Source organism: Bacillus sp. P4_E1 (genome assembly GCF_056401715.1).
In genome coordinates, this window is record NZ_JBFUIV010000021.1 from 51,448 (window position 1) to 71,341 (window position 19,894).

At 35.6% G+C, this 19,894-nt stretch carries 19 protein-coding genes and 2 riboswitches; of the genes, 7 read left to right on the top strand and 12 right to left on the bottom strand.

Annotation, left to right across the window (positions count from 1 at the left end; all coding sequences use genetic code 11):
* Positions 1 to 261: 261 nt before the first annotated feature.
* Positions 262 to 1,113: a GRP family sugar transporter gene (locus tag AC1DS7_RS23555; RefSeq protein ID WP_002140141.1), complete on the top strand. Its 852-nt coding sequence runs from the start codon at positions 262 to 264 to the stop codon at positions 1,111 to 1,113.
* A gap of 66 nt (positions 1,114 to 1,179) precedes the next feature.
* Here AC1DS7_RS23555 and pnuC read toward each other — a convergent pair whose 3' ends face one another.
* On the bottom strand, positions 1,180 to 1,830 hold the full coding sequence (gene pnuC, locus AC1DS7_RS23560) for a nicotinamide riboside transporter PnuC (RefSeq protein WP_002140140.1): 651 nt from the start codon (positions 1,828 to 1,830) through the stop codon (positions 1,180 to 1,182).
* Between the two features lie 196 nt (positions 1,831 to 2,026).
* Between pnuC and proC the strand changes: the two genes are divergently transcribed.
* The 4 genes from proC (at position 2,027) to AC1DS7_RS23580 (ending at position 7,840) form a co-directional block, all read left to right on the top strand.
* A complete protein-coding gene (proC, locus tag AC1DS7_RS23565; protein ID WP_215588669.1) occupies positions 2,027 to 2,830 on the top strand; it encodes a pyrroline-5-carboxylate reductase in 804 nt (267 codons plus the stop codon).
* 1 nt (position 2,831) lies between these two features.
* Positions 2,832 to 3,665 (top strand): aldo/keto reductase, encoded by an 834-nt coding sequence (locus tag AC1DS7_RS23570; protein ID WP_061689444.1) that lies wholly within the window; start codon positions 2,832 to 2,834, stop codon positions 3,663 to 3,665.
* Positions 3,666 to 3,813: 148 nt separating this feature from the next.
* A riboswitch (SAM riboswitch) is annotated at positions 3,814 to 3,918 on the top strand.
* A 135-nt stretch (positions 3,919 to 4,053) separates the two neighbouring features.
* Entirely contained in the window at positions 4,054 to 5,694 is a 1,641-nt protein-coding gene (locus AC1DS7_RS23575) for a peptide ABC transporter substrate-binding protein (protein ID WP_215588668.1), read from the top strand.
* A 505-nt stretch (positions 5,695 to 6,199) separates the two neighbouring features.
* Complete coding sequence (locus tag AC1DS7_RS23580) at positions 6,200 to 7,840, top strand: peptide ABC transporter substrate-binding protein (protein ID WP_002124743.1); 1,641 nt, start codon at positions 6,200 to 6,202, stop codon at positions 7,838 to 7,840.
* 46 nt (positions 7,841 to 7,886) lie between these two features.
* Here the strand turns inward: AC1DS7_RS23580 and AC1DS7_RS23585 are convergent, their stop codons facing one another.
* The 3 genes from AC1DS7_RS23585 to AC1DS7_RS23595 are packed head-to-tail and all read right to left on the bottom strand — an operon-like array spanning position 7,887 to position 9,255.
* A complete protein-coding gene (locus AC1DS7_RS23585) occupies positions 7,887 to 8,159 on the bottom strand; it encodes a hypothetical protein (RefSeq protein WP_002091435.1) in 273 nt (90 codons plus the stop codon).
* Positions 8,146 to 8,337 carry a hypothetical protein gene (locus AC1DS7_RS23590; protein WP_476999242.1) on the bottom strand — a complete coding sequence of 64 codons (192 nt, stop codon included), beginning with the start codon at positions 8,335 to 8,337 and terminating at the stop codon, positions 8,146 to 8,148. Before AC1DS7_RS23590 ends, AC1DS7_RS23585 begins: the two co-directional genes overlap by 14 nt.
* Positions 8,338 to 8,355: 18 nt before the next feature.
* Positions 8,356 to 9,255, bottom strand: a complete 900-nt coding sequence (locus AC1DS7_RS23595; RefSeq protein ID WP_002140137.1) for a helix-turn-helix domain-containing protein — start codon at positions 9,253 to 9,255, stop codon at positions 8,356 to 8,358.
* Between the two features lie 172 nt (positions 9,256 to 9,427).
* On the opposite strand from AC1DS7_RS23595, the gene AC1DS7_RS23600 reads away from it, so the two are divergent.
* Positions 9,428 to 9,895, top strand: coding sequence for a YusW family protein (locus AC1DS7_RS23600; RefSeq protein WP_002140136.1), 468 nt, complete (start codon positions 9,428 to 9,430; stop codon positions 9,893 to 9,895).
* 24 nt (positions 9,896 to 9,919) lie between these two features.
* Here AC1DS7_RS23600 and AC1DS7_RS23605 read toward each other — a convergent pair whose 3' ends face one another.
* The 5 genes from AC1DS7_RS23605 to AC1DS7_RS23625 are packed head-to-tail and all read right to left on the bottom strand — an operon-like array spanning position 9,920 to position 15,219.
* A complete protein-coding gene (locus AC1DS7_RS23605) occupies positions 9,920 to 11,530 on the bottom strand; it encodes a peptide ABC transporter substrate-binding protein (protein WP_002140135.1) in 1,611 nt (536 codons plus the stop codon).
* Positions 11,531 to 11,543: 13 nt separating this feature from the next.
* Complete coding sequence (locus AC1DS7_RS23610; protein ID WP_002140134.1) at positions 11,544 to 12,317, bottom strand: ABC transporter ATP-binding protein; 774 nt, start codon at positions 12,315 to 12,317, stop codon at positions 11,544 to 11,546.
* The gene (locus AC1DS7_RS23615; RefSeq protein ID WP_016103278.1) at positions 12,314 to 13,324 is read right to left on the bottom strand and encodes an ABC transporter ATP-binding protein; all 1,011 of its coding nucleotides are present in this window, start codon (positions 13,322 to 13,324) and stop codon (positions 12,314 to 12,316) included. Before AC1DS7_RS23615 ends, AC1DS7_RS23610 begins: the two co-directional genes overlap by 4 nt.
* A complete protein-coding gene (locus AC1DS7_RS23620; protein ID WP_002029386.1) occupies positions 13,281 to 14,285 on the bottom strand; it encodes an ABC transporter permease in 1,005 nt (334 codons plus the stop codon). Before AC1DS7_RS23620 ends, AC1DS7_RS23615 begins: the two co-directional genes overlap by 44 nt.
* Before the next feature lie 16 nt (positions 14,286 to 14,301).
* Positions 14,302 to 15,219 (bottom strand): ABC transporter permease, encoded by a 918-nt coding sequence (locus AC1DS7_RS23625; protein WP_002140132.1) that lies wholly within the window; start codon positions 15,217 to 15,219, stop codon positions 14,302 to 14,304.
* A 137-nt stretch (positions 15,220 to 15,356) separates the two neighbouring features.
* Positions 15,357 to 15,462: riboswitch (SAM riboswitch) on the bottom strand.
* A 395-nt stretch (positions 15,463 to 15,857) separates the two neighbouring features.
* Between AC1DS7_RS23625 and AC1DS7_RS23630 the strand changes: the two genes are divergently transcribed.
* Entirely contained in the window at positions 15,858 to 16,010 is a 153-nt protein-coding gene (locus tag AC1DS7_RS23630) for a DUF3951 domain-containing protein (RefSeq protein WP_002009827.1), read from the top strand.
* An 18-nt stretch (positions 16,011 to 16,028) separates the two neighbouring features.
* Here AC1DS7_RS23630 and AC1DS7_RS23635 read toward each other — a convergent pair whose 3' ends face one another.
* The 3 genes from AC1DS7_RS23635 to AC1DS7_RS23645 form a co-directional block, all read right to left on the bottom strand.
* Positions 16,029 to 16,532 (bottom strand): hypothetical protein, encoded by a 504-nt coding sequence (locus AC1DS7_RS23635; RefSeq protein WP_002140130.1) that lies wholly within the window; start codon positions 16,530 to 16,532, stop codon positions 16,029 to 16,031.
* 250 nt (positions 16,533 to 16,782) lie between these two features.
* Positions 16,783 to 18,042 carry a multidrug effflux MFS transporter gene (locus AC1DS7_RS23640; RefSeq protein ID WP_033716294.1) on the bottom strand — a complete coding sequence of 420 codons (1,260 nt, stop codon included), beginning with the start codon at positions 18,040 to 18,042 and terminating at the stop codon, positions 16,783 to 16,785.
* Positions 18,043 to 18,159: 117 nt separating this feature from the next.
* Positions 18,160 to 19,878: a DUF3981 domain-containing protein gene (locus tag AC1DS7_RS23645; protein WP_002140128.1), complete on the bottom strand. Its 1,719-nt coding sequence runs from the start codon at positions 19,876 to 19,878 to the stop codon at positions 18,160 to 18,162.
* Between the last annotated feature and the right edge of the window lie 16 nt (positions 19,879 to 19,894).

A 19,894-nucleotide genomic window follows, 5' to 3' on the forward strand; every position in this document is an offset into this window, starting at 1 on the left:
AAAATAAAATGATTTGATTAATAACTGAATTTTTTCCCTTATTTAAATATACATTTTATTTGAATTCACTTTCTAAAATAGGTAATTTCCTGTTATTATATGAAAGTGTTTCAAAAAATGAAGAAATGAAAACGCATTTATATCGTAAATTCTTCATCCTGTTTTAGCGATCGGTAATCTTCTACTCTATTAGTGGGGCATTACCGATCGTTAGAACTCTATGTAATTATATTGGTATAGAAAACCGAAGGGAGTCTTGTAATGGACATTTTATTAGCGCTTCTTCCTGCAATCGCATGGGGAAACATCTTATTAGTAAGCGTAAAAATGGGCGGTGGTGCATATAGCCAAACGGTAGGTATGACAATCGGTGCTCTATTCTTCGCAACAACTATGTATGTATTTACTCAACCAACTTTAACAATGACAGTCTTGATTGTTGGCTTTATTTCAGGTTTATTCTGGGCTTTAGGACAAGTAAACCAATTAAAAACAGTTGAAAAACTAGGTGTTTCAACTACTGTAACTATTTCTACTGGTATGCAACTTGTTGCAACTTCTATCTTTGGAGTTATCGCTTTTCGTGAGTGGACTACTACTACAACGATTGTTCTGGGAACGATTGCAATCCTATTAATCGTAATTGGTGTAGTATTCACATCACTAGATGATAAAGAAAATGCACAGCCACCAGGACAATTGAAAAAGGGACTTCTTACTTTAATTGTTTCTACTTTCGGCTATCTTGTATATGTAATTATTATTCGTTGGTATAATATCGATGGTTGGTCTGCTATTTTACCACAGGCAGTTGGTATGTTCGTTGGTGCGGTTGTACTGACGTCTAAACATAAACCATTTAACAAATATGCAATTCGTAATGCTGTATCTGGTTTACTTTGGGGAACAGGAAACTTATTCTTACTTCTTTCATTACCACGTGTCGGAGTAGCGACAAGCTTCCCATTATCTCAAACTGGAATCGTTATCTCAACATTCGGTGCGATTGTCTTCTTAGGTGAAAAGAAAACAAAACGTCAATTGATCTTTATTGCCCTAGGTAGTGTTTTAATTATCGGCGGCGCTGTATTGCTTGGTATGACAAAAGCATAAATTCACACTATATTTAAACCCCCTGAAACGTATATGCTTCAGGGGGTTTTTGATTACAATTATTTTCTAAATATAATTTTTTACACGTTCTCGCTCTTTATGGTTTTTCTTCCATTCTAGCAAGCCATCGATACATAAAAATAGATTAATAATAGCTAATACTAACATGACGTATAAGCCCGTTGAAATATAAATCACAATGCTAACTATGTTATACAAAATCCATAAATGCCAATTTTCTAAGATTTTTCGGCTCAGCATAAATTGAGCTACTAATCCTAATACAGCGTTTAAAGCATCTAAATATGGACTTGTCGATTCTAAATAACGGACTTGATAATATCCCCAACCAATCCAAGCAACTAAAATAAAAAGTATATAAATAATCCATCCTTTCAAATCTAAGCGAACTGTCGGTTTTACCTTCTCCTCCCCACTACGCGCAATCCAGTAATACCAACCGTACACATTAAATATAAATTGGAAGGCTGCTAATACTGCCATTGCGTATAAGCCTTGTGTAGTGAAAATATACAGAAATACCGCAACTGTAATCATCCCAAATAAAAAGTTTGATACCTTTTCCCTTGCAAGTAACCAAACATTAATAATCCCCATAACCGATGCGAAAATTTCAATATAACTTGATCGGATATAGAACCCAACTAATATGCAAATAATACTAGAAATGAGTAAAAAAAGTGGACTTCTAACCATATTTATCTCTCCCCAGATATGTAATAAACTCCCTATCAACAGTATAAGAAATAACTCTTATACTTACTATAAATTTTCTCCTGTAAAACTCCCCACTCATCTATTCCACTTACGATAAGCCGTTTCTTTTTACAAAATTCTCTTAAAAATGTTATCGTTTTTTATAACATATTCTCATCAGAAAGGAATAAAGGATATGCCTAATAAACATCGAATTTTATTTATTGGTGCCGGTCGTATGGCAGAAGCTATATTTGCTGGACTACTTACAACAAGTAAAGAATACATCGAAGAAATTATTGTTTCCAACCGAAGTAACATAGAAAAACTAACGCAATTACAAACTCAATATGATCTATCGATTACAACAGATTGGAAACAGCATATTAAATCTGTAGATACAATCGTTTTAGCAATGCCGCCTGTCGCACATGAACAGCTATTAGCGGATCTATCCCCTCTTCTAACTAATCAATTTGTCGTGACAGTTGCTGCCGGAATCGGACCATCTTATCTAGAAGAAAGACTTCCCCAAAGGACACCTGTTGCTTGGATTATGCCAAATACAGCTGCTGGGATTGGAAAGTCTATCTCCTTATATACGACGGGACATTCTGTAGATGAAACACATCAAGAAACGTTACAACTTCTTTTAAAAGGTATCGGTACCTCACAGTTTTGTACCGAAGAGGAAGTTCACCAACTTACCGCAGTTACTGGTAGTGCACCCGCTTTTCTCTATCACTTTGCTGAAGGTTTAATTGAAGCAACGAAAAGCTATGGTATTGATGAGGAAACAGCAAAACACCTTGTCATTCAAATGATTGCTGGCTCTGCCGCTATGCTCCAGCAAAATCAGGATCCAGCTATGCTCCGCGAACAAGTAACAACACCAGGAGGTTCAACGGCTGAAGGCTTAAAAGTTCTATATGAAAATAATTTTTCAGAAGTCATTCAACAAGCAGTTGAAGCGACCAATAAAAAAGCTAGGGAGAATTAATATGACTTTAACAAGTTTAAACGACTATACAACATTACATAACGGCGTGAAAATGCCTTGGTTCGGCTTGGGTGTTTTTAAAGTTGAAGATGGTACAGAAGTAATTGATTCTGTAAAAGCAGCTATAAAAAATGGATACCGTAGTATCGATACTGCTGCGATATATAAAAACGAAGAAGGCGTTGGACAGGCAATTCAAGAATCTGGTATTCCTCGTGAAGAGTTATTCATCACTTCAAAAGTGTGGAATAGTGATCAAGGTTACGAGTCAACACTACAAGCATTTGAAACTACATTAGAAAAATTAGGTCTAGAATATTTAGATCTATATTTAGTACATTGGCCTGTAAAAGAAAAATACACTGAATCATGGAAAGCTTTAGAGCAGCTTTATAAAGATGGTCGTGTTCGTGCTATCGGTGTGAGTAATTTCCATATTCACCATTTGCAAGACGTATTTGAAATTGCAGAAATTAAACCAATGGTTAACCAAGTGGAATACCACCCACGTTTAGCACAAGAAGAATTACATGCCTTCTGTAAAGAACATAACATCCAGCTTGAAGCTTGGTCACCATTAATGCAGGGGCAGCTACTTAATCACCCAACATTACAAGAAATCGCTACGAAATATAATAAATCGACTGCACAAGTTATTTTACGTTGGGATCTACAAAATGAAGTTGTAACAATCCCTAAGTCTATTAAAGAACACCGCATTATTGAAAATGCAAACATCTTTGACTTTGAATTAAGCTCGGATGATATGAAAGCAATTCAAGCTTTAAATGAAAATCATCGCGTTGGTCCAGATCCAGATAACTTTAACTTCTAGTAGGGAAACCACTGCCATATGCAGTGGTTTTTTTATTTTTAATAAAACTGAAAATTTGAACTATATTCCATTTGATTGACACTTCATTATCTAAGGTGTAAGATTTTGAATTATCAAAGAAACACAAAAATTAATAAAATTTATTCTCATTGTATCAAGAGAGGTGGAGGGACTGGCCCTTTGAAACCTCGGCAGCAGGTTCATTTTGAATACTGTGCCACTTCCTGCAAGCTTTGTGCTTGAAAGATAGAATGAGGGACTTCGTTTATATACGGGTGCATAACTTGTACGTAAAAATCCCTCTTTCTCAATACGAAAAGAGGGATTTTTTGTTTTTCATTTCCCTCATCATCATCCAATCTTATTAACTATTTAGGAGGAAAATCAAATGAAAAAGAAGTTTGTACCCGGTATTGCATCAGTTGTAGGAGTAAGTATTTTATTATCTGGTTGCGTTAGTTATAAAAACGAAGCGAGCGGAGCAAATGCAAAAGATGAGGCACCTAGTAAGCAAGTTTTAAACTTATCTTCACCTACTGAGATTCGAACAATGGATACGGCTCGTGCTACAGATACTGATTCTGGTCAAGTAATGAGAAACGTATTTGAAGGTTTATACAATCTTGGTGAAGGTAATAAACCTGTTCCTGGCGTTGCGAAATCTCATGAAGTAAGTGCTGATAAAACGAAATACACATTCCATTTACGAGATTCAAAATGGTCGAACGGCACACCTGTAACAGCGAAAGATTTTGTCTTCGCTTGGCAAAGAGCTGTCGATCCAGCAACAGCTTCTGAATATGCTTTTTTATTCCTGGATATTAAAAACGCTAAAAAAATTAATAGCAAAGAACTCCCATCCGATCAACTTGGTATAAAAGCAGTTGATGACCATACGTTTGAAGTAGAATTAGAGCGCCCTGTTCCGTATTTTATTAGCTTAACGGCGTTCCCAACATTTCTACCAATCAACGAGGAATTCTTTAAAGCACAAGGTGATAAGTACGCTTTAGAAGATAACAAAATCTTGTACAACGGAGCTTTTACACTAAGTGATTGGAAGCATGAACAAAGCTTTAAATTTAAGAAAAACCCTACCTATTGGGATAAAGATAATGTCAAACTCGAAGAAATCAATTTCAACGTTGTGAAAGAGAAATCAACAGAAGTAAATTTATTCGAATCCAAACAATTAGACCGTATAAAACTAACATCTGACTTCGTTGATAAATATAAAAAGGATGCTAACTTTAAAGAACGTCCGAACGTAGGGGTACAGTTTTTACGTATGAATCAGCAAAACAAAGTACTTCAAAACGTTTCTGCACGCCAAGCAATCGATCAAACAATTGATCGAAAATCTTTTGTAAATACGTTATTAAATGATGGCTCTACACCAACCTTTAGTCTCGTGCCGAAAAACTTTGCAAAAGGGCCTGATGGAAAAGACTTCCGTACTGCAAACGGCGATTTAACAAAAGTTGATACAACATCTGCACAAGAATTATGGAAGAAAGCAAAAAAAGAACTTGGTTCTGAAAAGATAACATTAGAATTATTAACAAGTGATGGTGACCTTGAGAAGAAAACTGGTGAGTTCCTAAAAGGACAACTAGAAAAGAATTTAGATGGCTTAACGGTAAATATAAAACCGCAACCACGTAAACAACAAGTTTCACTCTTATTAAAAGGTGACTACGAGATTGGAATTGACGGTTGGAGCCCTGACTTTGCTGATCCAATTACATTCCTTGAACTATTTACGACGAATAACCCTTACAATTTAGATCATTACTCTAATAAAGAGTTTGATGACACAATTGAAAAAGTTAAAACTACTTTGGCTGGTGATGAAAAAGCTCGCTGGGAAGCGTTACTAGCATCAGAAAAAATCTTATTTAAGGACTCTGTTATTGCTCCTCTTTACCAAAAAGGAGAATCTTATTTAGAGCGTTCTTATGTGAAAGGCATTGTGCAAGTAGACTTTGCAGGTCAATTAAACTTCAAATGGGCAAAAATTGAAAAATAAAGTGAAACTTTAATCAGCCCTCACCAATCGGGCTTTTACGGGCAGTTGATCCCCCCTAACTTCTTTGCTTTCACTGAATTTTGAGGTGAGGATCTTACTGCCCGTTAATGCGGGATAAAATGCAACTTAGATCATCGTGTTCTCACCCACACCCATTGTTTTTTTAGCAAAATATATTAAAAGCAGATTCCCTAATATGAGGAAATCTGCTTTTTCAATATATTATTCCAAGAAATTAACACTCCACTTTTTATTATTGACATATAGTTCTTTCCAGTGTTAATATTCTAAATAATCAAAGAAACAAAATATTTCACCATCAAAATGTAATGTCTACTAAGTTGAAACATATAACGATAGATTATAGTTCAACATGTATATACATATAGAATACCTGATTACCTATATACACATATTTATAATAGGTTTTCTCTCCTTCTATAGCTACACTTCAAGACATGGACATTATGACGTTACGAACAACACATTTAGGGAGGAAAGAACAATGAAGAAAAAAGTTGTACCTGTTGTTGCATCTGTTTTAGGGGCAAGTCTACTACTAACTGCTTGCGGGGGAAATAAAGATAATGCAGGCGGAGCAAAAGCGAACGATAAAGCACCTGATAAACAAGCGATTAACTTATCATTTGCTTCAGAAATTCCAACAATGGATGTTGCAAAAGCGACGGATGGGGAATCCATGAATGTAATGAGAAATGTTTTTGAAGGTTTATATGCTATAGGAGAAGATAATAAACCGATCCCTGGTGTTGCTGAATCGGTTGACATTAGTCCGGATAAAACAAAGTATACTTTCCATCTTCGTGATTCAAAATGGTCAAACGGTACTCCTGTTACAGCAAAAGATTTTATTTTCGCTTGGCAACGTGCCGTTAACCCTGAAACAGCTGCTGAATATGCATTCTTATTCTTTGATATAAAAAATGCGAAACAAATAAACCAAAAAGAAGTAGCAATCGATCAATTAGGCGTTAAAGCTCTTGACGATAAAACTTTAGAAGTACAACTGGACCGCCCTGTTCCCTACTTCTTAAGCTTAACGACATTTGCAACATTCTTACCAATCAATGAAGAGTATTTAAAATCTCAAGGCGATAAATACGGTTTAGAAACAAATCATTTAATTTACAATGGTGCTTTCACATTAGATAACTGGAAACATGAACAAAGCTTCCAATTGAAGAAGAACCCTAACTATTGGGATGCTAAAACTGTAAAACTAGAAGAAATCAACTTCAATGTCGTTAAAGATAAATCTACAGAAGTTAACTTATATGATTCAGGACAAATTGATCGTGTTGCTTTAACTGCGGAGTTTGTTGATAAGTATAAGAACGATTCCAACTTCAAGGAACGCGCTGAAGTCGGTATCCAATTCTTACGACTAAATCAGAAAAATGCAGTATTAAAAAATCAACATGCACGCCTCGCTATTAACGAAGCAATGAATAAAAAAGCGTACGTAGAAACAATTTTAAATAACGGTGCAATCCCAGCAGAAGGAATGGTTCCTGCGAAATTCGCAAAAAGTCCAGACGGTAATGACTTCCGTAAAGAGAATGGAAATCTAGTCAAAGATGATGTGAAATCTGCAAAAGAAAACTGGAAAAAAGCGAAACAAGAACTTGGTACTGACAAAGTAACAATTGAACTATTAACAAGTGATAATGCTTTAGCTAAGAAAACTGGTGAATATTTAAAAGGTGAATTAGAAAAGAATCTAGATGGATTAACAGTGAATTTAAAACCTCAACCACGTAAACAACAGTTAAAACTACTATTAAGTGGTGATTACGAAATTGGAATCGATGGCTGGGGCCCTGACTTCGCGGATCCTATTACATTCTTAGATCTATTCACAACAGATAGTGCTTATAACTTCGATAAATACTCTAACAAAGAGTACGACGAGCTTATTCGTAAAGTAAAAACTGATTTAGCTGGTGATGAAAAAGGTCGCTGGGAAGCAATGAAGCAAGCTGAAAAAATCTTATTACAAGATGGTGCTGTCGCTCCTTTATACCAACAAGGTCGCTCTTACTTACAACGCTCTTTCATTAAAGGACTTGTAACAACTGACTTCGGCGGTGAATTTAACTACAAGTGGACAGAAGTTGCAAAATAATAAACACTAGTAAAAAAGGTATCCCACGAAGGATACCTTTTTTACTTTATGCTTCTTTAACTACAGAACTTCCCCTCTTTACTATCACTTTTATACCTATAGTGATTCCCGCTACCAATTGTGTAACTAGTATAATAAGTAATAATGAAATAATATTTTCCGCTAAATTAACTCCACCAAATATTATTGTGTAATAACCATTCGCTGCATATGTTGCGGGAAATAATCCCGAACGGCAAACCTGTTTTTCCAATGCAGTGATAAATACATATGTATTAATACTAAGAAGACTAAAAGGACGATTATCAACTCTCTTCATAGCTCTCTTTTTGTATTGAACCAAAATTCATCATAAATATAACCATAAATATCAAATATGTTCTCCACGTCAAAGAAGGTATATGCCCTGACCAAAGATAACTAATTAAATAGTTGATTCCCATAATACACGATGATACTACTAAACTAATACTTATTAGTTTTACATATTTGAGCATACCTTTTCTCCTTACTTTTTACTTTTCTACCTCTTCAAATTGCAGATTCACCGGCTCTTCTAGGAGTGTTTCATAAAAGTTTTCTGCCAAATCTGTTGAAGGAATTTTTTCATCCACTTCATCAAAACGAATACTATCTAGCCAGACACAGCCTTCTCCTGATAATAAAACACCAAATGCAATACCAAGTGCTTCTTCTTTTATATCTAGTACAACCGAGTATGATTGCCAGTTATTCGTATTTTTAATTGGACGATTTTGCATGTTATCCATAGCAATAGGCTCTGTATCTTTTCCGTCTACTCGCATCCACAATCCTGCCCAGTCTTTTACATTTTCACTCTTAATAAATGCTGTTAAACGCAACCTCTTACCTACATATTTTTCCGCTCGGAACATTTGCATTAATGTTGAAAACCCTCCGTGTGTAACGTTCTCTTTTCCTTTTATATATGCAGATACTTTTCCTTGATGAACAACTTCGTAATCTAAACCCATCTCATATTCAGCAGGATGACTTCCACTTAATACCCATCCTTTCGGTATACCTTTTTCCATTGAAACGCCCTCTCTTTCTATATAAAATGACTGGAAATATTTCCGATATTTTTTTGGTGGTAATTGAAACATTCTTTTAAAAGCTCTAGTAAATGCCTCTTGTGAGGAAAAGCCATTTTGCACTGCAATATCAATGACTGCTCTTTCAGTCGATACTAAAGCCTGTGCAGCATGAGTTAATCTTCTCTTACGAACATAATCCGTTACACTCATCCCAATATAACTTTGAAAAATACGATGAAAATGGTACATCGATACTGCCCCGTGAAATGCCACTCTTTCTGTTGTAAGCTCTTCATGTAAATGATTCTCTATATATTCGATTGCTTTTTTTATCATCTCTTTATATTCTTCATGCATTTCAGTACCTCCTTACAACTTTAATTTACCATATACATACAAATCATTTTTGATTTAAATTGCGGATTAATTCTTAAAGCTATAAGTAAATAATTTATTTTCAACACATACATAATTACATGAAATTGGGAAAAACTTGTATAGAAAGAAGTTACATAAGGAGGAATTTATAATGAGAATTTTACTATCAATTTTATTAGCTCTTATGCTAGTACCTGCATTAACAGGATGTAAAGCTCCTGCAAAAGAAGATACAACTTCTAATAAGAAAACGACTGAAGAAGCAAAAAATGAGGCTCCTGCAGATTTAAAACTAAACTTTAATCAATTTGATTTAAAGGCAGACTATCAAGATACAAAGAAAGACTACGAAGCTGATTATAAAAATGTAGCAGCGGACAAGAAAATGGAAGCAAAAATTGAAGATCATAAAACAGATGTAAAGTTCACAGGCGACGAAGCTATTACAAAATTAAGCCCTCTTCTACAAGAATTAAAATTCGATAAAAACACACCAGATCAAGAAGTAATTGATCAAGTAGTAAATGTATTCAAACTTGATAAAGACTACCAAAAATTCGATTTAGAAGTTGTCTTCTCTGATGGAACGAAAAAAGAATATAAAAGAGAAATAAAATAAAGAAGTAGGCGGTTGCCTACTTCTTTATTTTTTAATTTTTACGTATCTTAGTTCTGGACTAGAACCGATAATGAATTGGACGCCAGATACTGATGATTTTTGTAAATATGAAGAGCTTGGGAAAATAATTGGGATTAATGGTGTATCATCAAACATAATATCTTCTGCTTTATGCAATAAGTCAAAACGCTTATCTTCGTTTTGTTCAACTTTTGCCTCTTTTACTAAAGCATCAAATTCTTTATTATGCCATTTTGCATAGTTGTTTGGACCATCACCTGCATATAAATCTAGTTTAGTAATCGGATCCAATAGAGAGCCGCCCCATCCCATATAAGCTAATTGGAAATCACTTTGCTTATATGTGTCGATGTAACTCTTCCACTCTTTATTTTCTAATTTAATATCTACACCAAGATTTTTCTTAAACATTTCTTGCATTGCTTCTGCTACTTTTTTATGTTGTGTATCTGTAGTGAATTTTAATGTTACTTCAGGTAATGTAGACCAACCTTGCTCTTTCATGCCCTCTTCTAATAATTTTTTCGCTTCTGCTGAATCGAATTTTACGTAATCGCCTTTTTCTTTACGGAAATCACGACCACCTTGTGTTTTTGCCCCTTCTGGAACAAAAGCATATGCTTCTTGTGCATTATTTTTATACAGTTTTTCAACGATAAACTTACGATCAACCGCTAATGAAAATGCTTTACGTACTTTTGCATTTGTAAACGGCTCTTTTTCTACGTTAAACGAATAAATATAAGATGAGAATCCTGCAACACGCTTATATTCTTTGTTTCCTTTTTCTTTTTCAATCATCTCTTGTGGTAAGCTACTTAGCAAATCTAATTCTTTTGACTTGTACAATTGGTACGCTGTTTTAGAATCTGGAATAATACGAAACTCAATTTCTTTTAATGTTACCTTTTTATCATAGTATTCTTTATTTTTTTGTACTGTAATAGCTTGGTTATGCTTCCATTCTTTTAACGTGAATGGTCCGTTCGTAATTAACTCTTTTGGATCTGTTTTTAATTTATTATTATCATCAATTGATTTTTTAGATAATGGAATAAATAATGAACTTGCTAATTTTTGTTTAATAGAAGCAACTGGGTGCTCAAGTGTTACCTTTAATGTTTGAGGATCAACGACTTGAATACCAACTTGTCCTTCTTCACCTTTTCCAGTATTATATGCCTCTGCTCCTTTAATAAAATACATTTCTGTCGCATTCATAGAACCTGTTTTCGGGTTTAATAATCGCTTCCATGCGAACTCAAAATCATTTGCTGTAATAGAAGAGCCATCTGACCATTTAATATCTTTCTTTAAATGAATTGTATATTCAGTTCCATCCGCATTTACTTCTTCTTTCTCTGCCAATTCATTTTGATATTTCCCATCACTATCTTGCGTATATAAACTTGAAAACAACTGTCCAATTATGTAACCTGACGTGCTATCTGTCGCAATGGCAGAATCAAGCGTATACGGATCACTGCTAATATTCGTTACTAATCGATCCCCGTCTCCCTTACCAGCACTCGCCTTTTGCGTCTCTTTCTTACCGCAAGCGACAGAAGTAATTGCTAAAACAGTCATAATGACAAACAGTAAAAATTTCTTCATCCTACATTCTCCTTTAACCTGAAATTTTTGGTGTTGATGCTAATAATGTTTTTGTATAAGAATGTTGTGGATTACGGAATACTTCTTCCGTATTTCCAAATTCAACAAGTTCTCCTTTGTATAAGACAGCCACTTTTTCACATAAATAGTGAACCATCGGTAAATCATGTGCGATAAATAAATATGTATAGCCTTGTTCCTTTTGAATCTTTTGCAGCAAATGTACAATTTGGATTTGCAGTGAAACATCTAATGCTGAAATTGGTTCATCAAGGATTAATACTTCTGGCTCACATAATAGCGCTCTTGCAATGGCAATACGTTGACGTTGTCCACCGCTAAATTCGTGGGGATAACGATCAATATATCGTCTATCTAATCCAACACGCTCTAGTGCATCACCTGCGACTTTATCTTTCAATCCTTTATCGCCTAAACCGAATGAAATATAGCCTTCTGTTACAATATCGCGTACTTTCCAGCGCGGATTTAATGCAGCTGTGGAATCTTGAAAAATGAACTGTACTTTCTGCAAGAAATCCCGCTTATGAGCTGACTTCAGCTTGTGAACAACTTGACCGTTATAATCAATTTCACCAGACGTTGGACGCTCGATCCCAGCTATGAGCTTACCAAGTGTTGTCTTTCCAGAACCACTTTCTCCAATAATGCCAAGCGTTGTTCCTTTTGGGATAGAAAGTGATATACCTTTTAACGCTGCGATTTCTTTATTTTTACTTCCATACGTTTTCGTTACTTGCTTTACAGTAATTAAATCTGTCGTCATGAGGCATTCACCCTCTCTTTTGATTTCGCTTTATTATGCTCCAGAATATGCTGCCAGCAATGTGAACTATGCTCCTCAGAATATGTTGTTCTCTCTGGGAATCGATGAATACATTCTTTTATCGCTACAGGACAACGATTCACAAACGGGCATCCAAAACTATTTAACGTTTCAATTGAAGGTGTTGTTCCCTCAATTGCTCTAAGTACCTTTTCTGAATCATCCATATTCGGAATTGCTTGCAATAAACTTTTTGTGTAAGGGTGCTTAGGTGAGCCAATTACTTCTTGTATCGTTCCTTTTTCAACAACACGTCCCCCGTACATAACTACTACTCGGTCAGCTACTTCACGTACAAGTGCCAAATCATGTGTAATTAATAAAATACTCGTATTTTGTTTTTCCTTTCTTTCTTTTAACAACTCCATAATTTGCTTTTGAATCGTTACATCTAATGCTGTTGTAGGTTCATCTGCAATAACGAGCTTCGGGTGACAAGCAAATGCAATTGCTAAACAAATACGCTGCCTCATACCTCCGCTCAACTGATACGGGTATTGTTCAAAGCGTTTCTCTGCTTCATGTATCCCTAAATCATTTAGTAAGTTAATTGCAATTTCTTTTGCCTCTTTTTTCGATTTCTTTTCATGCTGCGCAATTACTTCTGTAATTTGTCTTCCAACCTTCATCGTCGGATTTAAAGATGAAAGCGGGTCTTGAAAGATAAAGGAAATATCTTTCCCGCGAATTTGATTCCATTCTGATTCTTGTAAATCCGTTAATTCCTTTGATTGGAAAGATATATTTCCATCATCAATATGAATCGATTCTTGATTTAAGCCGATAATTGATTGTGCTGTAACACTTTTCCCTGAACCACTTTCTCCGACAAGTGCAACTATTTCACCTTCGTTAATAGAAAAGGAAACATGCTTCACAATTGCTTGCTTACTATTCTCTTTTTCAACGGCCAACGTTACGTTTTCTAAAGATAAGATTTGTGCCATGTTTTTTCTCCTTTCGATTACGTTTTACGATTTTCGGATCAATCGCATCTTGCAAACCATCACCAATCGCATTAAATGCGAACATGATGAATGCAATCATGATTGCCGGGAAGAAAAGTTGCCACCACTCTCCGCTTAGTAATGTCCCGAGTGCATCGTTTGTCATCGTGCCCCAGCTCGCTGCTGGTGATTGTACTCCAAGTCCGATAAAACTTAAAAATGATTCTGAGAAAATAGCTGCTGGAATTGTGAATGATAAATTGACGATAATAATCCCTGTTAAGTTTGGAATTAAATGCCCATATATAATTTTCATATGAGATGTACCTAATCGCTCTGCTGCAATAACAAATTCTCTTTGTTTCAATGAAAGTACTTGCGCCCGAATGAGACGTGCCATGCCAATCCATCCCGTTAACGCAAGAGCTATAATAATTGTAAAAAGTCCTGGTTTCATAATGATTAATAGTAAAATAACAATCAGTAAATATGGGATACCGTATAACACTTCAATCCCTCTTATAATCCACTCATCAATTAACGTTCCAAGACGATTACGTCCTCTCACATATCCACTAAAGCCACCGATAAGTACACCAAGCCCTATATCAAGAGCTGCTGCTACCAATCCAACTGTTAATGAAATTTTCCCACCAGCCCAAGTACGCGCCCAAATATCTCTCCCTAAATCGTCTGTTCCGAACCAATGCTCACTACTAGGCGGTAAATTAGTTGCTTCTTTTACTTGTTCACTCGCAGTAAATGGCGTTAAACTTTCGCCAATAAGCGAGAAAACAATAATTAGTAATAACGTCACTGCCCCTAAAACTGCTATAGGGTTTGATATAAACTTGCGAAACACTTCCTTTTTCCGGCTAATCGTTTGCTGATCTTTATTTATCGTTAATTCTTTTTTCTCTTCATTCGTTAATAACTGGTCATTAATTTCATAAGCCCCCATTTAAACATCACCCTCCTTACGTAATAGAACGAATGCGCGGATCAACAATACGATGAATGATATCTGTAATAAAAATACATACAATTAATAGCGCACTATAGAAAATGGTTGTTCCCATAATCACCGGATAATCTCGGTTGAAAATACTGTCTACAAAATATTTTCCTAAACCAGGAATTGAAAAGATTTTTTCAATAACGAAAGTCCCTGTTAAAAGTCCAGCCATTAATGGGCCAACAAATGTAAGTACCGGAACAATCGCATTTCGAAGAGCATGTCTTATAATGATTTTCTTAATTGGTATACCTTTCGCTCTCGCTAGCTTAATATAATCACTCTGCAACACTTCAATCATATTAGAGCGAACAAATCTTGTAATAACTGCGATTGGTCCTAACGCTAATGCGAAGGAGGGTAATACAGTATGCTCAAATGTTCCCCAAGACGCCACTGGTAGTAATTCAAATTGTATGGCGAATACTTGTATAAATAGTGGTGCTAAAATAAAACTAGGAATAGAAATACCGAGAATCGCAAGCAAGCTCACACTATAATCAATCACTTTCCCATGATATAGCGCGGCAAATGTACCTGCGGCAATTCCGACTAACAATGAAATAACAAGTGCTTGTAAACCAATAATTGCTGATGGTCCAAAACCAGTTGTTATAATTTCCGATACACCTTGACCTGTCGATTGAACAGATTCGCCAAAATCAAAATGAACTACCCCATCCAAATAAGCAACATACTGATTCCATAACGGTTCATCAAGGTGATACTTCGCTCTCATGTTTTGTATTACTTCTTCAGGAAAGATTTTCGCATCTGATGAAAACGGATCACCTGGAATAATATGCATAATTAAAAATGTTACTGTCGTAATGACCCATAGCGTGAATACCATAACCGATAGTTTTTTAATAACATACACTTCAATAACCCCCTAAACAAATGAATTTACTTTGTTTTATTGACATATTTGTTGCCATTACTCCTTCTCTACTTCTTAAAACACAAAAAGCCTTGATCTTAAAAAATAAGATCAAGGCTTAATAAACGAAGGCCCATCACTTATCTTTCAAGACTTGCTTGCTGGAATTAGCACGGTGTTCCTGTTACAGAACCCGCTGCTGAGGTGTCATAGGGCCAGTCCCTCTACCTCTCTGGATAAGTAAATTGCTATATTATTATTTGGTTCAAATTGTATATTTTGAATTATAATTCTGAAAAAATGAAAAGTCAATCAAATTGGATATATTTAGAAAAATCAGTTTTCTATTATATTAGTTATTGAAATTACAATCTTTCGCTTATAATAAAAAGAAATTGTATTAAAGGAGTTATAAGATGGATCCACTACTTCTGGCTACTATAGGATTGCCATTAACAATCGTAATACTTGTACTTGTCATCATCGGCTTCTATAAAGTGAAACTTTAATCAGTAGGGGTTTTGTTCATCCCCCACTGATTATCAGCCCTCACCAATCGGGCTTTTACGGGCAGTTGATCCCCTACCTAACTTCTTTGCTTTCACTGAACTTTGAGGTGGGGGTCTTACTGCCCGTTAATGCGGGATAAACTCTTCATTAAAAAGAAAAGCATCACTTCTTTTTACACTCCATTCGATAATATTACTGGACAAACAATTTCAGAATTTCACGAAGAACAGAAGATATTAGTATCCGAGGATGAAGACGGAGATGGTAAAAAGAAAAAATAACCTTGCGCATGCGCAAGGTTATTTTTTCGCCTCTGTTTGAAAGCGTTTATAGTATGTCGATGCTGTTGAAAAATTAACTTCTATATCACGAATCAACGATGAATCTTCTTCTTTAGCTAACTTCTGTAATTTTTTCATCGCTTGTTCTGCTTCATTTAAGAAACCAACATATAGTTCATGTTCATCCTCTTTCGACTTCGGCACACGAATTTCTTTACGCATATGATCAATATCTTCTAACATGCCCGTTGTTACCGTTCGCACGTCTTCTTTATATTTAGCACTAGTTATTTCCTTACCGCCCTTTTCTTTTGCCACTTCAAATAACTGTAGTGCTTTATTAATTTCTTTATTCATTTTCATATCGTATTTTTCATGTACTGCACGGTATTCTTTCATCTCTTCTGTTTGCTCAGTAGATTGCTCTACCTTTTCTTTCGGTTCTTTCGTATCTTTATTTCCATTACACCCTGCTAGAAGGAGCATACTTCCCATTACAGCAATACCCAAAACCTTCTTCATCTCTTCTTCTCCTTTTATCTACAGCTATTACTCATTATAGTTTCTTTTATCTCCACTTGTTATTATACCGAGAACACCCTACTTTTTACACTTAAGACGAAATCTTAATATACACACCAACATTTTTGTCACAGTATCGTCACTTTATGCAAATAACTTTTGCATCACCTTACAACAATGTATAAGTTATTTCAAAGAAATGAAAAAAGAGCTGATTCAACACATATTTGAATCAGCTCTTTTTTATAAATTAAGCCTCTAAATTTTGTCTTTGTTGCAGTTCAAACTGCTTTTCACTTCTTCTGGCCATAAATAGATAACATAATACAGCACCAATTTCACAAAGAGCTATCACAACCCCCATCGGTAATGCGGTATTGCTTCCGCCAATACCTACTAATGGTGCAACAAGTGCTCCTGAAATGAACTGTAATAATCCTAATAAGGCCGATGCTGTTCCTGCAGCTTGTTTCTGATTTCTCATCGCTAACGAGAAACCAGTTGTTGATACAACCCCGACACTTGATACAACAAGGAATAACGAGCATAAAACACCAATTAAACCTATTCCTAGTAAGATTGTCAGTAATAAAGATAGACCACCAATAGCTGCAATAATAATACCGGAAACGAATAACGTTTTCTCATTCACTTTCCCTGCTAAACGGCCCGTAACCTGACTAGCAATAATAATACCGATACCGTTAATCGCAAAGAATAAGCTAAATTGCTGTGGTGATGCTCCGTATATGTTCTGCAACACAAACGGTGAACCAGAAATATAAGCAAACATTGCAGCTGTTACTAATCCTTGCGACAGTGCATACCCCATAAATAAACGATCTTTCAGAAGCTTTCCGTATGTTGCAAGCGTTCCTGATAATCCACCTGTCTCTCTTTCTTCAGGAGGTAATGTTTCACGTAATACGAAAGTAGCTGATATTAGCATGAATACACTAATTGCTCCAAGAACGATAAAAACGCCGCGCCATGATGTGAACTGTAATAATTGCCCTCCAATAATCGGTGCCAAAATAGGCGCTGCTCCGTTTACTAACATAAGCAGTGAGAAAAACTTCGTCATTTCAGAACCTGAATACATATCACGTACCATTGCACGTGATATAACGATACCAGCAGATCCTGAAGCACCTTGTAAGAAACGTAAAAGCACTAAACTCCAAATCGATGGTGCAACAGCACAAAGTAAAGAAGAAGCAACATAAATAATAAGAGCGATAATAAGAGGTTTGCGTCTTCCGTAAATGTCACTAATTGAACCAATAAATAACTGCCCTACTGAAAGCCCAAGCAGACAAGCAGTTAATGTAAGCTGCGCGAGGGATGCACCCGTTTGTAAATCATCCGTTAACTTTGGTAAAGAAGGCAAATACATATCAATAGATAATGGCCCAATTGCCGTAAGTGTCCCTAATACAAGAATCATCCATAACCTGTTTGTCTTTACAGGTTTATATATTTCGTGATTAACTCCATTCACTTTTTCCATTCACCCTTTCATATAAACACTTAATCGTAACAATTATAGTTACAACATGAATATACGTCAAGTATACCGTATTTTCCTGTTTAATAATGTAAAAAAAGCGATAGAATCTCTATCGCTTTACTTTTTCAAATTACTATTTGTAAATTTAGATACAGATGCCATCATTTCTCCTGTGTCTAAATATGTGATTTGAATTGGATCTCCTACTTCTGTAAACATTGCATATGGGAATTTCTTCGCCGGTACCATGAATACTTTTTGCTCGTTTTCTAATAGTACGTACACAATCGTATTTTCACCTGATTTTTCTTTATACACACGTTGTACAGTACCTTCTTTTTGCGCTTCTTTCCCATTTGAAGTCGGTCTAAATGAATCACCACTTCCGCTCAGCGCATTTTTATAATTCTCAAGTGCTTCTTTTTGCGTTGAACCTGTTGCAAACACTTTTGCATTAGAAGCATATATGACAGTATGAGCACGTACTAATCCGCCGTCATCAATAACCGGTACAATCCAAGAAGGTTTACCATATACGTTATAAATAACCGGCATTGTTCCGTGCCATTTCTCTCTCTTAAAGGAATTATCCACTACTTCTGTAGCAGCCGAACCATCCATAATTCCCTTTACTTCTTTTCCGTTATAGTAATACAACTTACCTGTACGCGCATCAATAAGCGAATAGCCTAGTGCAGAATCTACTCCTTCTTTCGGAGAGGTGAAATCAGTAAAATAATATAACGTTCCATCCTTACCGAAGATTGGTGTAACTCCTTCTTTCGTTCCCCACTCAGTCGGAATCTTCATATCCGTTTGTGAGAATTTTGTATTCCAAAATCCGTGAATATATTTACCGAAATACGTATTTAATGTAGATGCAGTCTCGTGATTTAATACGCCATCAACGAATTTAGGTGCCTTTCCTTTGTCGTATCTTTTCACTTCACCTGTTTGTGCGTCTACTACTACAACACCTTCTACTTCAAATCCAGATCTTCCTGAAATAAATTCACCATACGTCATTGTATAATACGGTTTCCCTTTATCATCAACTTCAAATTTTGGTTTCCCTTTAAAAACTAAATCTGGCTCTGCTTTTCGAACGACACGTTCTAATTTATTACCGAAAAACATGCTTGGCACATATTTCATTTTATAACCAAGGTGCAGTTTCGCTTCCGCATCGGGATTCGTACCTGACATCGTTACGTACCCTGGAATTGTCTCAGCTTTACGTGCTTTAAAAAATCCTGAAACTTCAATTGGTGCTACATATAAGGCCTCGCCATTTACCATTTGTGGCGTTAATTCTCCTAGCTCAAAATAAGCTACTTTCGGAATATCCCCAAATACTTTTTTCATCTTATTCTCCGCTGTCTTTGGCGGCACTGTAAACGGCTGATCATTTTCAGTAAATGGCTCTGAAATATCTTTCTCGATCTTCACAACAGAATCATATTTTTTTTGCGTGATTACTATATCGTGCAAATAACCAAAATAGCCGTAACTTGCGAGTAAGACAAACATTAGAAGTCCCTTTAACGTACCTTCTAATTTCCCTACCTGCTCTTGTGAGAATAAAACAAGCCCAATTAAAATCGCTACTGCAACAGAATAATGAGTAAGAATAGAATCTGCTCGATCATCAATTAGCCAGAAATATTCATAGATTGCAATACCTATCCAAAATAAAACAGGAATAACTAAAATAGATGATTTCTTACCCTTTACAACTTTCTCATTTCCTCCTTTATCCACCGCGCAAATTTTATTACCGCTTCTAGTCCATGGAATCAAAAACAAAGTGAGAATAGCTAAAACTATAAATTTCATCAAAGGCAATGTCCCC

What these genes read in the sequence shown, in the direction of transcription:
- AC1DS7_RS23555 (WP_002140141.1), top strand. Translation starts at nt 262, where the DNA reads ATGGACATTTTATTAGCGCTTCTTCCTGCAATCGCATGGGGAAACATC.
- pnuC (WP_002140140.1), bottom strand. Translation starts at nt 1,830, where the DNA reads ATGGTTAGAAGTCCACTTTTTTTACTCATTTCTAGTATTATTTGCATA.
- proC (WP_215588669.1), top strand. Translation starts at nt 2,027, where the DNA reads ATGCCTAATAAACATCGAATTTTATTTATTGGTGCCGGTCGTATGGCA.
- AC1DS7_RS23570 (WP_061689444.1), top strand. Translation starts at nt 2,832, where the DNA reads ATGACTTTAACAAGTTTAAACGACTATACAACATTACATAACGGCGTG.
- AC1DS7_RS23575 (WP_215588668.1), top strand. Translation starts at nt 4,054, where the DNA reads ATGAAAAAGAAGTTTGTACCCGGTATTGCATCAGTTGTAGGAGTAAGT.
- AC1DS7_RS23580 (WP_002124743.1), top strand. Translation starts at nt 6,200, where the DNA reads ATGAAGAAAAAAGTTGTACCTGTTGTTGCATCTGTTTTAGGGGCAAGT.
- AC1DS7_RS23585 (WP_002091435.1), bottom strand. Translation starts at nt 8,159, where the DNA reads ATGAAGAGAGTTGATAATCGTCCTTTTAGTCTTCTTAGTATTAATACA.
- AC1DS7_RS23590 (WP_476999242.1), bottom strand. Translation starts at nt 8,337, where the DNA reads ATGCTCAAATATGTAAAACTAATAAGTATTAGTTTAGTAGTATCATCG.
- AC1DS7_RS23595 (WP_002140137.1), bottom strand. Translation starts at nt 9,255, where the DNA reads ATGCATGAAGAATATAAAGAGATGATAAAAAAAGCAATCGAATATATA.
- AC1DS7_RS23600 (WP_002140136.1), top strand. Translation starts at nt 9,428, where the DNA reads ATGAGAATTTTACTATCAATTTTATTAGCTCTTATGCTAGTACCTGCA.
- AC1DS7_RS23605 (WP_002140135.1), bottom strand. Translation starts at nt 11,530, where the DNA reads ATGAAGAAATTTTTACTGTTTGTCATTATGACTGTTTTAGCAATTACT.
- AC1DS7_RS23610 (WP_002140134.1), bottom strand. Translation starts at nt 12,317, where the DNA reads ATGACGACAGATTTAATTACTGTAAAGCAAGTAACGAAAACGTATGGA.
- AC1DS7_RS23615 (WP_016103278.1), bottom strand. Translation starts at nt 13,324, where the DNA reads ATGGCACAAATCTTATCTTTAGAAAACGTAACGTTGGCCGTTGAAAAA.
- AC1DS7_RS23620 (WP_002029386.1), bottom strand. Translation starts at nt 14,285, where the DNA reads ATGGGGGCTTATGAAATTAATGACCAGTTATTAACGAATGAAGAGAAA.
- AC1DS7_RS23630 (WP_002009827.1), top strand. Translation starts at nt 15,858, where the DNA reads ATGCGGGATAAACTCTTCATTAAAAAGAAAAGCATCACTTCTTTTTAC.
- AC1DS7_RS23635 (WP_002140130.1), bottom strand. Translation starts at nt 16,532, where the DNA reads ATGAAGAAGGTTTTGGGTATTGCTGTAATGGGAAGTATGCTCCTTCTA.
- AC1DS7_RS23640 (WP_033716294.1), bottom strand. Translation starts at nt 18,042, where the DNA reads ATGGAAAAAGTGAATGGAGTTAATCACGAAATATATAAACCTGTAAAG.
- AC1DS7_RS23645 (WP_002140128.1), bottom strand. Translation starts at nt 19,878, where the DNA reads ATGAAATTTATAGTTTTAGCTATTCTCACTTTGTTTTTGATTCCATGG.